At 39.8% G+C, this 15,252-nt stretch carries 14 protein-coding genes; 4 read left to right on the forward strand and 10 right to left on the reverse strand.

Annotation, left to right across the window (positions count from 1 at the left end):
- Window positions 1–115: 115 nt before the first annotated feature.
- The 5 genes from LBYS11_RS19035 to LBYS11_RS19055 form a co-directional block, all read right to left on the reverse strand.
- Window positions 116–688: a TetR/AcrR family transcriptional regulator gene (locus LBYS11_RS19035; protein WP_009373269.1), complete on the reverse strand. Its 573-nt coding sequence runs from the start codon at window positions 686–688 to the stop codon at window positions 116–118.
- 121 nt (window positions 689–809) lie between these two features.
- On the reverse strand, window positions 810–1,334 hold the full coding sequence (locus LBYS11_RS19040) for a FixH family protein (RefSeq protein WP_103118791.1): 525 nt from the start codon (window positions 1,332–1,334) through the stop codon (window positions 810–812).
- Window positions 1,335–1,337: 3 nt separating this feature from the next.
- Window positions 1,338–2,726: a sensor histidine kinase gene (locus LBYS11_RS19045; protein ID WP_054549576.1), complete on the reverse strand. Its 1,389-nt coding sequence runs from the start codon at window positions 2,724–2,726 to the stop codon at window positions 1,338–1,340.
- Entirely contained in the window at window positions 2,723–3,406 is a 684-nt protein-coding gene (locus LBYS11_RS19050) for a response regulator transcription factor (protein WP_004230448.1), read from the reverse strand. The genes LBYS11_RS19045 and LBYS11_RS19050 overlap by 4 nt, the downstream gene beginning before the upstream one ends.
- Window positions 3,406–4,254 (reverse strand): YncE family protein, encoded by an 849-nt coding sequence (locus LBYS11_RS19055; protein ID WP_233732186.1) that lies wholly within the window; start codon window positions 4,252–4,254, stop codon window positions 3,406–3,408. The genes LBYS11_RS19050 and LBYS11_RS19055 overlap by 1 nt, the downstream gene beginning before the upstream one ends.
- A gap of 303 nt (window positions 4,255–4,557) precedes the next feature.
- On the opposite strand from LBYS11_RS19055, the gene LBYS11_RS19060 reads away from it, so the two are divergent.
- The gene (locus LBYS11_RS19060) at window positions 4,558–5,643 is read left to right on the forward strand and encodes a glycosyltransferase family 2 protein (RefSeq protein WP_103118793.1); all 1,086 of its coding nucleotides are present in this window, start codon (window positions 4,558–4,560) and stop codon (window positions 5,641–5,643) included.
- Between the two features lie 179 nt (window positions 5,644–5,822).
- Window positions 5,823–8,213, forward strand: a complete 2,391-nt coding sequence (locus tag LBYS11_RS24150) for a beta strand repeat-containing protein (protein WP_103118794.1) — start codon at window positions 5,823–5,825, stop codon at window positions 8,211–8,213.
- Window positions 8,214–8,352: 139 nt separating this feature from the next.
- On the opposite strand, the gene hemY is transcribed toward LBYS11_RS24150, so the two are convergent.
- The 3 genes from hemY to hemE form a co-directional block, all read right to left on the reverse strand.
- Window positions 8,353–9,774, reverse strand: a complete 1,422-nt coding sequence (gene hemY, locus LBYS11_RS19070; protein WP_048391734.1) for a protoporphyrinogen oxidase — start codon at window positions 9,772–9,774, stop codon at window positions 8,353–8,355.
- A gap of 14 nt (window positions 9,775–9,788) precedes the next feature.
- A complete protein-coding gene (gene hemH, locus LBYS11_RS19075) occupies window positions 9,789–10,709 on the reverse strand; it encodes a ferrochelatase (protein ID WP_103118795.1) in 921 nt (306 codons plus the stop codon).
- A gap of 156 nt (window positions 10,710–10,865) precedes the next feature.
- Window positions 10,866–11,915 carry a uroporphyrinogen decarboxylase gene (gene hemE, locus LBYS11_RS19080; RefSeq protein WP_048391738.1) on the reverse strand — a complete coding sequence of 350 codons (1,050 nt, stop codon included), beginning with the start codon at window positions 11,913–11,915 and terminating at the stop codon, window positions 10,866–10,868.
- A gap of 233 nt (window positions 11,916–12,148) precedes the next feature.
- On the opposite strand from hemE, the gene LBYS11_RS19085 reads away from it, so the two are divergent.
- The gene (locus LBYS11_RS19085; RefSeq protein ID WP_048391740.1) at window positions 12,149–12,667 is read left to right on the forward strand and encodes an antibiotic biosynthesis monooxygenase family protein; all 519 of its coding nucleotides are present in this window, start codon (window positions 12,149–12,151) and stop codon (window positions 12,665–12,667) included.
- 68 nt (window positions 12,668–12,735) lie between these two features.
- On the opposite strand, the gene LBYS11_RS19090 is transcribed toward LBYS11_RS19085, so the two are convergent.
- Both LBYS11_RS19090 and LBYS11_RS19095 read right to left on the reverse strand, forming a co-directional pair.
- Window positions 12,736–13,917, reverse strand: a complete 1,182-nt coding sequence (locus tag LBYS11_RS19090; RefSeq protein ID WP_048391743.1) for an ABC transporter permease — start codon at window positions 13,915–13,917, stop codon at window positions 12,736–12,738.
- On the reverse strand, window positions 13,901–14,650 hold the full coding sequence (locus tag LBYS11_RS19095) for an ABC transporter ATP-binding protein (protein ID WP_066037077.1): 750 nt from the start codon (window positions 14,648–14,650) through the stop codon (window positions 13,901–13,903). The genes LBYS11_RS19090 and LBYS11_RS19095 overlap by 17 nt, the downstream gene beginning before the upstream one ends.
- 104 nt (window positions 14,651–14,754) lie before the next feature.
- On the opposite strand from LBYS11_RS19095, the gene LBYS11_RS19100 reads away from it, so the two are divergent.
- The gene (locus LBYS11_RS19100) at window positions 14,755–15,168 is read left to right on the forward strand and encodes an HIT family protein (RefSeq protein WP_048391747.1); all 414 of its coding nucleotides are present in this window, start codon (window positions 14,755–14,757) and stop codon (window positions 15,166–15,168) included.
- The last annotated feature ends 84 nt before the right edge of the window (window positions 15,169–15,252 follow it).

The following is a 15,252-nucleotide window of genomic DNA, read 5'->3' on the forward strand; positions in this document are numbered from 1 at the left end:
AAACTATTTGACCGAAAACGTCATTTGGTCATTTTCATTCAAAAAAATAATCAACCTCGACAATATTGCAAAAAGAGCACTTGATTCAATACTTATACAGCTGTATTTTATCGAATCAAGTTAAAATCAAACCTCGAAAGATAGTTTCCTTAAAAAGATTAAGAATCTTTTCTTCAGGGATTACATCACCATGTAACTCATGCCAATCGACAACAAAAGCAAGATATGCCTTCAGCAATAAGTAACTAACTAGCTCCGCATCACACTCTCTAATTTCACCTTTATTAATACGTCGTTGTATTAACTCTGCGACATACGATAAGATTTCAGTCTCGATACGTAGTAGCACCTGTTTAACTGCTGGTGTTCGTAATTCTTTTTCTTCCTCGATTAGCTTTGCAAATAAAAGATGTTTTTCTCGGAACTGTAGCATTTTCATTAAAGCATTATGCGCATTATCCATAAAGCTTGCTGATGCATCCAACACTGCATCTGCTTCCGCTTTCATCTCTCGTACAAGTGACATTGCGATCTCTTGAAATAAAATTTCTTTATTTGCAAAGAATGTATAAATCGTACCTTTACCGACATTGGCGATTTTAGCCACTTGCTCCATTGTTGTTGCCTTGTAGCCAAACAATGTAAAAGATTTTGCAGCTGCTTCAAGAATTTCCTGCCTACGATCCATTAGTAACATCCTTTCTAGTTAGGTTATGTACATCTCTCGTACACTTTAATAAAAATGACCAGAAAACCATTTCGGTCATCTGGTCATTATCATATTCCTATTTCAAAAAAATTGCAAGCCTTTAATGATGATTTTTTTCATCTTTTTTCTCTTCCTCATGATCCATATCATCTGAAGAGTCATTATTATGATCCATCATGTTATTATCCATGCTGTTATTGGCTTTTTCATCCTCTGGGACAACCTTTGTCATATCAGGGCTTCCAGCAATAATTTGTTGCTTTGGCATATTATGAACACCGTTAGCTGTTGTATGTGCATACATATAATACACACCATCATGATCAAAAGTAGTCGTTGCTTTATATACACCGTCTTGCTCTAATTTCCCATCAATCATTTGTCCTTCATCGCGTTTTCCTGATTCCCAAACTTCAAATTCTACTACAGCATCATCGACATTTTTTCCACCTTGTTCAACATGTGCTGCCAGCTCAATCGTTTCATTGAGTGCTACTTCTTTTGGTGTTAAAATTTCAACTTCTGGGATCTGAGGTACTTCTGGTTCTGGCAATGCCTCTTTTTTTTCTCCACATCCTACTAATAATGTAGGGACTGCAATTAGCGCAAATAACCACTTTTTCATCTTTTAATCCTCCATTAATGGCAACCGTATCTTCACGGATGTGCCTTTTTCAACAACACTTTCAATTTCTAACGTTCCCTGTAACTGTTTTAATAACTGTTCAACAATCGATAAACCTAGTCCACTACCACCGTCCGCACGACTTCGAGCTTTGTTAACACGATAAAATCGTTCAGTGACATGGGTTAAATCCTCGACAGGAATACCAATTCCATAATCCCTAATGGTAATTTGTGCACTACCAGCCTTTTCAGCAGCAACAATTTCTACCTTAGAATTTTCATGCGAGTAATTTATCGCATTTTCAATAATGTTAATAAAAATTTGTTTTAGTTTTACTTCATCCGCTTCAATAATTAGGGCATCATCTACATCTAAATATAAAGTTATGTTCTTTTTATTTGCTTGATGCGTTAAGATTTTTTGAACCTCTCGTAATGTTTCACCTAATGGAATTGGATATAAATCAATGTCAGTTTGTTCATTTTCTGTTCTTGCCAGTTGAAGTAATTCGTTTGTTAAGCGTTCCATGCGATTGGCCTCACGGACGATTAGCTGAATGGTTTCTTCTTTTTGGCCTTCTGTGATGATGCCATTTTGCATGGCTTCGCTATAGCCCTTTACATAGCTAATTGGTGTTCGTAATTCATGCGAGACTGTTGCCAAGAATGTTTTTTGTGCTTCATCCTCTTGCTGAATGGCCTCTGCCATTTTATTAAAGGTACTAGATAATTTACCGATTTCATCTCGTGAATTGACAGGTACACGAGTCTCATAATTCCCATAGGACATCTGCTCCACTGCAAGCTGTAAATCGTTTAATGGTCGCATAATATGTCGAATCCCTTTATAAATTAAATAGCTAACAACTACTAAAAATATGAAGGCACTAATAAACAATAAAATAACTCCACTATTTGCCAATTCACTAATTTTGGCCAGTGGGAAATAAATATAAATAATACCTTCTAATCGATTTTGATCAACAAGTGGTACAACCACCGAAATAAGTTGTCGATCAAAGCGAGGCTCGTACCCAATTTTTTGTACATACTTTCCTGCCAATAATTTTTGTCTTTCCTCAGGACCAATCAATGTCTCATAATCGATATCAAATGGAACACAGGCACTTAATTCACGAGGATTCCTTACCGCAAATATATTCAAATTGGAATAATCATTAAATTCTTCAATATCTGCAATAAATTCATCCGTTACCTTGCCATTGTCATACATTGTTTGTAGCTTCAATCCAACTTCGACCATTGTATCTTCTGTATCTTGTACATATAAACGTTGATATAAAAAATTTGTGAGAACATACATAAAGACGACGGTAATAATTAAAAAGGCGAAAATTAACAACCAAATGCGCGTGGCAATTTTTTTCATTCGCCAGGATCAAAGCGGTAGCCCACACCCCAAACGGTTTGAATATGCGAAGCCGCATCCTTTCCAAGCTTTATTCGTAAAGTTTTAATATGTGTATCTACCGTGCGTGTTCCACCTACATAATCAATATCCCAAATGCGTTCTAATAATTGCTCTCTCGAATAGGCATTTCCTGGATTTTTCATAAATAAGTGTAAGAGTTCAAATTCCTTTAAAGTAAGTGGAATACTCTTTCCATCAACGGATACTTTTCGTGCTATTTCATCTATTTTAATAGAGCCAAAAATTACGTACTTTTGCTGTAGTTCTGTAATATTTGCACCACTTCGTCTTAATACAGCATAAATTCTGGCTACGAGTTCATCATGTGTAAATGGCTTAACAATATAATCATCTCCGCCAAGTGTAAGACCTTTCACTTTATCCTCATTCGCATCACGTGCAGTTAAAAAAATAATCGGCACATTGGACATAGCCCGAATACTTTGACAAACAACAAAACCATCCTCATGTGGCATCATTACATCAAGTAATACTAAATCTATATTTTCACGCACTATTACATCGTAAGCCTCAGTTCCACTAGCGGCAGTAAATGTCTCTATATCAGAGTTATTGAGCATCATTTCAATTAAATTACGCATATCCTGCTCATCATCAACTATTAATACAGTTGTCATCATTGTTCCTCCCTTACTAACAGCTGAAAAGCACCTTTCCCCACATCAACTGTTTTTTCCTTCTGGCCATCTTTTATAAAATACAATGTGTGATCATCATAGCCAGCGACAACAATATAATCTTTAAATTGATCCACTACAAATGGATTTGCCCCAACCTCTTGCTGCCATTTGATATGGCCATCAAAGTCAGCCACATATAACTCGTTGTGACCATGACTTACAACAAGAACAGCATCTTTGGTCTTTTTTAATCCTACTGGCATCAAAGGCATGTCAATCTCTCCATGCAGTTGACCTGTAGTCAAATCATATTTTTTAACAGAACTATTTGGCTTACTTCCTTCCCCATGACCGCCTACCCATAGCTCATGTGTTTCTTCTAGAACAGCTATTCCATGTGCAGATTTTTGAATCGGCCACTCTTGCTCAATTTTTAAATCCTTCATATTTAACACAGATAACTTTGTATCTTTAAAATTAATAACATATAGTTTATCCCTATACGATGTCATTGACATTGGATAATTGCCAAGTTGTTGTGAAGCTAGCTGATTGCCTTCTTGATCAAAGCTTGTCACTGTATTGGTTTTACTATTCGTGATAAAAAATTGCTTGATGTTGTCATCGTAGTATACATTGGTCGTACCAATCTCTACTTTTTTTGAATAGAGCTTTTCTCCGGTGGATATTGTATAGACGTCGATGTTATTTAGTTGGTGTCCATATAATAAAACTTGGTCATCTCCTAATAATATGGCCCCTGAATAAGCCTTATCAAATAACCATGTCGCAAGCATATTCCCATCCTCATCAATAAAATCTAATGATGGCTCTTGTATGTTCAATGAAGCTATAAAACTTCGTTCCCTTTCAATGGGTTCATATGACTTTTCAGCGCAACCCGCTAACCATATAATTTGTAGTAACGAAAAAATGAAGAATACCCATTTTTTCAACTTTATCACCTCTGCCCCTTTACTATACTTCACAATTGTGAAATTCGGGTGAAACTTGGAAGGTAAATTTATGACAAACCATGAAAATACATTTCACATATCAGGCGCGCAATTCTTCTAACAGTTCAATCATCCAACCAATATTTCCGTCCTTACATATATTACAAAGATAATGGTAAGGAGGAATAGAGTATGATATCCATTAGCTTATGTATGATTGTAAAAAATGAAGAAGATGTTATTGGTCGATGTCTTGACTCTGTCAAAGATATAGTAGATGAAATTAATATTGTTGATACGGGATCAACAGATAGTACAAAGCAAGTGGTTGCACAATATACAGACCGAATTTTTGATTTTAAATGGATACATCACTTTGCAGCAGCACGAAACTTTTCCTTTCAACAAGCAACAAAAGAATACATCCTCTGGCTTGATGCTGACGATGTTTTTTTAGAGGAAGACCGCCAAAAATTAAAGGCACTCAAAGCATCTCTTACTTCCGACATTGATGCTGTTTCTATGAATTATCATTTAAGTTTCGATCATGAGGGAAATGCAGATGCCTTAATAAGAAGATATCGACTTGTCAGAAGGGAAAAGCAATTTCAATGGATTGGTGCAGTTCATGAATATTTAGAAGTTAGTGGTATGTTGTTTGATAGTGATGTAGCTGTCAGCCATTTACCGTTAACCCATGATCACTCCCGCAATATTACGATTTATAGACAACTGATTGAAACGGGAGAAACACTATCACCACGTGATACATTTTATTTTGCTAATGAATTAGTAGATCATGGCCTGTTTGAGGAAGCTATTTATTATTATGAATTATTTTTAACGTCCAAATTAGGGTGGATTGAAGATAACATACGTGCCTGCTTAAAATTAGCTGATTGCTATTCCCATTTAAACGATAAAGAAAACAATTTCAGCGCTATACTACGAAGCTTTGAATACGATATCCCCCGACCAGAAGCCTGCTGTCGCCTAGGTTATCACTTTATGGAACAATCTAGAAATTACGAAGCTATATTTTGGTATGAGCAAGCTCTAGTGATTAAACAGAAGCCAAATGCGCCCTTTCAAAACAAAAGCTTTTCTACATGGCTACCCCACTTACAGCTCTGTGTTCTTTACGATCGCTTACAACAATATGAACTAGCCAATGCCCATAATGAATTAGCGGGCTCGTTTATTCCGAATGACCCAAAAATTCTACACAATAAAGAATATTTCAAGCGTATTTTAACAATCAATCAAAAAGACTCTTAAAAAATATCAATCACCATCTAAAAAGTTTCGTCTCCTGTTCGCAGGATAAACATCCAATTATCTTAAATACAGTTGCAACGAATCTATAAATAACTCTCTATTTACAAGTAATTAATAGTTATGTGTCTACCTCCCTTCTCATTCATCAGAATACGATATTTGAGAGAGGAGGTGAGATTATGCATTTTGGAAATTTTATAGATAGAGTTTGCAGTAAGTGTCATTCATTTCCTTGTTGTTGTAAAACTGGTCCTATTCCAAGTTGTCCAATTTGGCCAGTGAAACCTACAGGACCGACTGGGGGGATAACTGGACCTACAGGTAGTACAGGTGTGACTGGCGCTACGGGGGTTACTGGCGTTACTGGGGCTACTGGCGCTACTGGCGCTACCGGCGTTGCTGGGGCTACGGGTGTGACCGGCGCTACTGGCGTTACTGGTTCTACGGGTGTGACCGGCGCTACTGGTTCTACGGGTGTAACCGGGGCTACTGGCGCTACTGGCACTACTGGAGTAACTGGGGCTACCGGTGTTGCTGGGGCTACGGGTGTGACCGGCGCTACTGGCGTTACTGGTTCTACGGGTGTAACCGGGGCTACTGGCTTGACTGGTGCAATCGGACCTACTGGCGCTACTGGCGTTACTGGGGCTACGGGTGTAACCGGGGCTACTGGCGCTACTGGTTCTACTGGCGTTACTGGGGCTACCGGTGTTGCTGGGGCTACTGGCGCTACCGGCGTTACTGGAGTAACCGGCGCTACTGGCACTACTGGCGTTACTGGGGCTACCGGTGTTGCTGGGGCTACTGGCGCTACCGGAGTTGCTGGGGCTACGGGTGAGACCGGCGCTACTGGGGTAACTGGTTCTACGGGTGTAACCGGGGCTACTGGCGCTACTGGGGTAACTGGGGCTACCGGTGTTGCTGGGGCTACCGGCGCAATCGGACCTACTGGCGTTACTGGAGCTACCGGCGTTGCTGGGGTAACTGGGGCTACTGGCGTTACTGGTGCAATCGGACCTACTGGCGCTACTGGGGTAACTGGGGCTACCGGTGTTACTGGCGCAATCGGACCTACTGGCGTTACTGGAGCTACCGGTGTTGCTGGTTCTACGGGCGCGACTGGCGCAATCGGACCTACTGGCGTTACTGGAGCTACCGGTGTTGCTGGTTCTACGGGCGCGACTGGCGCAATCGGACCTACTGGTGCTACTGGAGTAACCGGGGCTACTGGCGTTACTGGTGTAACTGGGGCTACCGGCGCAATCGGACCTACTGGCGTTACTGGAGCTACCGGCGTTGCTGGGGCTACAGGTGAGACCGGCGCTACTGGGGTTACTGGTTCTACGGGTGTAACCGGGGCTACTGGCTTGACTGGTGCAATCGGACCTACTGGCGCTACTGGTGTAACTGGAGCTACCGGTGTTGCTGGTTCTACGGGCGCGACTGGCGCAATCGGACCTACTGGCACTACTGGGATAACTGGGGCTACCGGCGTGACTGGCGCTACGGGGGTTACTGGTTCTACGGGTGTAACCGGGGCTACTGGCGTTACTGGGGCTACTGGGTTGACTGGTGCAATCGGACCTACTGGCGCTACTGGGGTAACTGGGGCTACCGGTGTTGCTGGTTCTACGGGCGCGACTGGCGCAATCGGACCTACTGGCGCTACTGGCGTTACTGGAGCTACCGGCGCTACTGGGATAACCGGGGCTACTGGCTTGACTGGTGCAATCGGACCTACTGGCGCTACTGGGGTAACTGGGGCTACCGGTGTTGCTGGTTCTACGGGCGCGACTGGCGCAATCGGACCTACTGGCGTTACTGGTGTAACCGGGGCTACCGGCGTTACTGGTGTAACTGGCGCTACCGGCGTTACTGGAGCTACCGGCGCTACTGGGATAACCGGGGCTACTGGCTTGACTGGTGCAATCGGACCTACTGGCGCTACTGGGGTAACTGGGGCTACCGGTGTTGCTGGTTCTACGGGCGCGACTGGCGCAATCGGACCTACTGGCGTTACTGGTGTAACTGGCGCTACCGGCGTTACTGGTGTAACTGGTGTAACTGGCGCTACGGGTGCTACTGGGCCTGCGTTTACTGAAGGATTCTCTGCCTTTAAAAACACGTTGGCTGTTAGTGGATCTACTTCAATCACTAACTGGAGTGTTGCTTCACCATACTTTACAACACCTGCTTTCAATCCAACAACTGGGATATTCACTGTACCAACTACAGGTAGGTATTCCTTTGAAGCAACCATTAACTACTCCACTGCTGCGGCTATTACCGTTACTTTAGGAGCAGGAATAAACCCTTCATTTGCAATTAGACAAAATGCTACTACAAATTTAATTAGTGGCTTGTTCCCTGTACTAAATGTCAATGTGGCGCTTGTATTAACTTTACGCGCAGTTCTTGGAAATGGCACAATCACTTTAGCAGGAGAAGTGAATTTAAATGCTGGAGATACGATTGATTTGTTCTATGAAGCAAATGGATTGACTATCTCTCTTACACTAGGCGGCGCTAACTCTGGTGGTATTGTTTGGTCATGTCATCGAATTTCTTAGAGTTAGGACATTAATCAGCAATACAGCTCTTAGTAGAAATAGCAAACCACAAAATAGTGGTTTGCTATTTCTTTTTCATGTAACAATATAAAAAATAGTACAAACATTGATAATAAATGTTTGTACTATCTGATTTGCATTACTTGAACATTTCCATTAATACTTCATTCGCAACCTGTTTACCTTGCTGTACACATTCCGGAATTGATATTCCTTCAAACGAGCTTCCTGCAAGCTTTACAGTTGGAAAATGTTCTTGTAATTCTTGTTTGATACGAAGGACTTTCGCCTCGTGGCCAACTGTATATTGTGGCATCGCATTTTTCCAACGTGTTACAACCGTTGTGACAGGTGCGCCATCGATACCAATCGTTTTCTGTAAATCCTGTAGCACGGTTTTTTCGATCTCCGTATCCGATAAAGCCACAATCGCTTCGTCGCCCACTCGACCAATATAACTGCGTAATAATACAAAATCCTTTGGTGAAGTACCTGGCCATTTTCGATTCATCCAAGTGCAGGAAGTAATTGAAAAATCACTATTTCGAGAGACATAAAAAGAAAGTGCATCTAAATCACCGAGTTGTTCCTTTTTAAAGGCCATTGTAACGGTTGCAATAGTAGCAGCCTTCATTGTGCCCAATTCATGTAATAGACTTAACTTACTAAACATTTTTTCAGCCATATTAAAGGGGGTGGCAATAATAACAGCATCTGCTTTGATATGTGAAAAATTATTGAGCATCACCTGAACTGAACCATCCTTGCCATGCTCTATTTCCTCTACTTTGACACCCTTCATCACTGTCCCCGGAAGTAGTGATTCTTCTATACTTTCTATGAGTGTTTCAAGGCCATTGCTAAAGGTTTGAAAGATACCTTTATTTTCAGCTATGTGATGATTGCTTAAGAAATTCGTGCCTGACTTCTTCATACCAATCAGCAAACTACGATATTGTTGTTCTAAACTATAAAGCTGTGGGAAGGTTGAGCTCATACTTAACTGCTCAATATCTCCTGCAAATGTACCTGCTAGTAGGGGCTCTACTAGATTTTCCACTATCTCAGCACCAAATCTTCTTCTAAAAAAAGCGCCTAACGGTTGATCGTCATCCTGTGTAGAACGGGGAATGAAAAAGTCCCCCGCCGCACGAACTTTACCACTTAGTGAGAACAAGCCTGAAGTTATGAATGAAGAGATATGTGGTGTCTCTCCAGATAAGAGATGACTAGGTATTGGATATAACTGACTACCAACAGCTATATAGTTTGGACCCGCATTACTTGTTAATAGTTTCTGTTCGATCCCAAGATCCTTTGCTAAATCATTGACATAGTTTTCACGATCAAAAAAAGATTCTGGCCCACGCTCAATAATAAAGCCATCTTTTCTTAGAGTTTGAATTTTTCCGCCAAGACGTAATGACGACTCGACAAGTACGATATCTAATGGCAATTCTTTTGCGCTTGCTTCTTTTTGCATATAGAACGCAGCTGTAAGGCCTGTAATGCCACCGCCTACGACAACTACCTTTCGTCTTTTCTGAGTCACCAACATCATCACTTTCTTTTCGCTTAGCTTAATTTTTTATGAATCGCCTCTACCATCGCATCAATAAATAAAGGATGTGTATTTGGCATCGCTGGACGATAGTATTTTGCACCAAGTTCATCACAGACAACTTTACATTCAAAATCGTTGTCATACAACACTTCTAAATGCTCTGTTACGAAACCTACTGGAGTATAAACAAATGAACGGAAACCTTTTTCTTCGAATAGCTCACGTGTTAAGTCTTGAACATCTGGACCAATCCAAGGCTCTGGTGTTTGGCCTGCCGATTGCCAGCCAACCTCTACATTTTTTAAACCAGTCGCAGCTTGAATAAGACGAGCTGTTTCAATTAGTTGATCTTCATATGGATCACCTAAGTTTTTAATTTTTTCAGGCAATGAATGTGCTGATACAACTAGACAAGCTGTCTCACGTTCTTCTTCTGACATTGCATTGAATGTCTCATTCACTTGTTGTTTCCAGTATTCTATGAATTTTGGCTCGTCATACCAAGATTCCACAGAAGTTATCTTTAAGCGACCTCCTGCGGCCTCTTCAGCACGACCATTATAAGACTTAATTGAGAAAGTAGAGAAATGAGGAGCTAAAACAATAGAAACCGCTTCTTTTATGCCCTCCTCCACCATTTGCTCTACTGCATCTTCTATAAATGGATGAATATGTTTTAAACCAATAAACAATTTATATTCTACAGCATCCTGTACTTCGTTCAAACGTGTACATAATGCTTCAGCTTGTGCTTGTGTTGCCGCAGCTAATGGGGATAAACCACCGATTGCTTCATAGCGGCTACGTAAATCTTCTAAATGCTCTGCAGAAGGTTTACGTCCATGACGAATATGCGTATAGTAAGGTTCAATATCTTCTTCTTTATAAGGTGTTCCATATGCCATTACTAGTAAGCCTTTAACTTCTTTCATTACCCTTTTCACCTCTAAAATTGTTTTATGTTTTTCATACATTATGTGATAAAAAGAAGCTGCCCAATCTTGATTGTTGGACAGCTCCTTTTCTACATTGAAATTAAAATTCCCTATGTAGAAAAGGACATATTATTCACGCTTGATTGACTTCCATTAAGAACGAGCTTGAATTTGTTGAGCACTATATTCATGAATAAGTGTTGTAAGACGTTTTAAGACATCTGGGTCAACCTCTGGGAAAACACCATGACCAAGATTAAAGATATGACCTGGCATTTCTAGACCTTGATCAATAATATCTTTCGTTCGTTTTTCAATAACTGACCAATCTGCAAGTAATAAGGATGGATCTAAGTTTCCTTGTACAGGCTTGGTAATACCATTGGCACGTGCATCTTTAATCGGTAAACGCCAATCTAAGCCCACAACATCTATCGGTAAATCATTCCATTCCTTTGCTAAATGGCTAGCACCCACTCCAAATTGAATTAATGGTACATTTTCTTTTTGCAACTCTGCAAAAATACGAGTCATAATCGGTTTAATAAATACACGGTAATCCTCTACATTTAAGGCTCCAACCCATGAGTCGAACACTTGGATAGCTTTTGCCCCAGCTTTAATTTGAGCCGTTACATCTGCAATAATCATGTCAGCGAGTTTATCCATTAAAGCAAACCAAGCTTGAGGTTCAGATACCATAAATGATTTTGTTTTATTATAGTTTCTTGAAGGACCACCTTCAATCATGTAGCTTGCAAGTGTGAATGGGGCTCCAGCAAAACCGATTAGAGGTACATTTAATTGCTCTTCTGCAAGTAACTTGATTGTTTCTAATACAAATGGTGTATGCTCTTTAGCATTGAATTCACCTAATTTTTCTACATCCGCTACTGAACGAATAGGATTTGAAATAACAGGACCAACACCTGCCTTGATTTTCACATCTATCCCAATTCCAGGGAGAGGTGTGACAATATCTTTATATAAAATAGCAGCATCTACATTGTAATTTTCTACAGGTAGACGAGTGACATACGCACATAGCTCAGGTTGATGTGTAATTTCCTCTAAGGAATACTTTTCTTTAATGGCACGGTATTCTGGCTGAGAACGTCCTGCCTGACGCATATACCAAACTGGTGTATGTGCGGTCCTTTCTCCACGTGCAGCACGTAGAAGTGTATCATTAAAAGTTGTCATGAATAGTTCCTTCCCCTCGTTAAATTCTTACTATAAAAAATCGCATGTTTATTCCTTTATTATTGATATCCGTTTCCAATAGTAAACGCTTCCTCTGTTATTGTATAGTTTTCCTAGTGAAATGTCATAAAATTGTTCTTTCTCGGCATATTCTTTTTGAGCAGAGCGTTAGACTTACGCCAGAAAGGGTATAATCACGCTATATTAGTAAGATTCATAAGGAGGATAAATTCATGTATATTTATTTAACTTCTGGTACTGGCGATTTTTTGGAACAGGTAAAAAATAAGTATCCTAATGAACATATGATTTTAATTCATGGGGAAGGTAACTCTGTACTGATACATGAAACAGAAGGAAAAACAGTATTTGCGACACCCCGTAAATTTGAAGTGCTAGATTCAGTAAATGATTTAGAGGAACACGGTTTCTTTGTTTTCAACAATATTCCTGTAACAGATGAAGGAAGACCAGTTTTCGAGCATCGCTTTTTAGAACGTTCACGGGCTATTGAAAACGAGCCAGGCTTTGTTGCCTTCCGTTTATTAAGGCCTATCAAGAGTGATACTTACATTGTCATGACTCAATGGCATGGACCTCATTCATTTGACGCATGGAAGAGCTCTAAAGCCTATGAAACTGCCCATGCTAGAAGAGATGATTCAACTGGGATACGCCAGCAAAACATCTTCTCAGCAGCTTCTTATGTAACAACCTATAGTGCTATACCAAAAGAAGAAGATTCACAATAAGTTTAAATAATTAAAAGCTCATTTATCCAACAATATCATTGGTAAATGAGCTTTTTAGTATTCTATTTCTACTTTGAAACCTTCGACGTTAATTCACTAATCACCAAAACAATGATAAAGGCAATATAAAACATTGGTTGTGTCATAGCACATAAGCCCACAACAATAGCTTGTGTAATCATGGCTAAACGCACAATTTGCTTCACAGCTAGTTGACGAGCATGATCTGGTAACGGATAGAGCATGTCCATTCGAAATTCGCCGCTGGATAACAGAGCTTGTTTTAACTGAATAGTTGTCGCAAAGCTGAGTGCACCTGCTACAATCCATGTAACGACAGGAATATCTACAAATGCTGCAATGATTGCTGAAATAGCAGTAAGGCGTACCCATAAATAGAAATGGTCATCTGTTCGAATAAAGGTACGAAATACCAAGTACTTTTGAGCATTTTCCTTACCATATGGTACAAATTTATAGAGCCAGTCCATCCAGCTTCGACGCCGAATGCTACCGTGTAAATGAGGTACGTCTGTAAAATAATTTGCAAAACGATAGAAGCTCATCATACGATTCTGTTCAAGCTTGACAAAATGCTCATACGGCACTGGTTCACCAACTGATTTTTTACTAAAGACTATCATATAAATAACACTAATAACTGTCGCGATTACTGCTAATAACAACTGTGCATGGAGCCCCATATAAATAGCAGCTGCAAAAATGACAGCTCGAATAAACCTATCCACCCAAACCATCTGCCCTCGTTCACTATAACGATAGCTGAATTCTCCTCGAACACTTAGATATTTCAACACAATAGTAAGTAAAAATATTGTCCATATTTCGACCGTTGTTAATTCAGTCACGGCTTTTAATAAAGGGATACTAACAATATAGACAATCGCTACAATCCACACCTGAGACCAAAACGTCCAAGCCAACGCCTTGCTGAAGTACAAAGACATCTTTGATTCTAAAGGTAATAAGTATACTTGATCTGGCTCTCTCAACAATGTAGTCGGACGGCTAAAGGCCAATAAAATCCCGATGATAACAGCTATCAGGACTTCTGCTGGAAAGTCTGTTTGAACAACTTTCAGCCATTCGCTATATTGATAGCCCCCTGCTCCTATTAGAAATACAAGTACGATAGCAATATGCCCTGTAAAAATAAATTGCATATATTTTTGTACTTCTCCTATATAATGCATGAAGCGAGAGGACCATACATCACGCAAGTTCTTCATGGTCCCGCTCCTTTGTCATAGCAATATAGAGGTCATCTAATGTCGCATACGGCATAGCAAATGATTGACGTAAATCAGCCATTGTTCCTTGTGCTCGAACTCTTCCTTCATGCAATAAGATAATGCGATCACAATGCTTTTCAGCTGTTGACAGAATATGTGTAGACATTAATATAGAAGCGCCTTCTTTTTTCTTTTCATCCATTTGATCTAATAACGATTGAATACCTAATGGATCCAATCCCACAAAAGGTTCATCAATAATATATAGACTTGGATTCACTAAAAAGGCACACATAATCATAACTTTTTGACGCATTCCCTTTGAAAAATGTGAAGGGAACCAATTTAATCTTTTCTCCATTCGAAATTCTTTTAACAGTACCTCAGAACGAGCATCGAGTGTTGCTTTGTCAATACCGTAAGCCATTGCAGTTAATTCTAAATGCTCTCTTAATGTTAGCTCATCGTATAATACAGGGGTTTCAGGAATATAGGAAAAGGCTGTACGATACTTGTCCGTATCTTCCTTTAATGTTACACCATTTAGACGTATGTCCCCTTCCTTTGGCAACATTGTTCCTATAATATGTTTAATCGTTGTACTTTTCCCAGCTCCATTTAAGCCGATTAAGCCAACTAGTTCACCTTCTCCAATCGTAAAAGATAGATCTTTAATAACAGGTTTTCTTGTATAACCACCTGTCACATGCTGTACCTCTAATACTGACATATTCTCACTCCTCTTCTTGTATTATATTTTATCAAAAATTAGCAAATGATACAGGTTTGAGTATGATAGAATGTACTTACATATACGTTAAGGGGGAAATTCTTATGAGCGATTGCCTATTTTGCAAAATTATTGATGGTTCCATTCCAAGTACAAAAATTTATGAAGACGATCATGTCTATGCATTCACAGACATTTCACCTGTTGCAAAAGGCCATACACTATTAATTCCAAAGCATCACTGCAAAGATTTATTTGAAATGCCAGAGGAAGTGGCTCGTAATCTATATGCTGTGGCACCAAAAATTGCAAATGCAATTAAAGCAGCATTTCAGCCGATTGGTTTGAATACCATTAATAACAACGGTGCTGCAGCTGGACAAACTGTTTTCCACTACCACTTACATTTTATTCCGCGTTACGATGAAAAAGAAGGGCTAGGCTTAATTTGGCAAACACAAAAGTACTCACCAGAGCAGTTGTCAGAAGTAGCAGAAAGTATTAAAGCCAATCTATAAGCCATTTGTAATATATTAACATCTGAATGTTCAGAATGCTGTATTGCAAATTTTTAAAATTTAGCGTACAATCACAAATAAGTT

The sequence above is a fragment of the Lysinibacillus sp. YS11 genome (assembly GCF_002896375.1).
GTDB classification, from domain to species: domain Bacteria; phylum Bacillota; class Bacilli; order Bacillales_A; family Planococcaceae; genus Lysinibacillus; species Lysinibacillus capsici.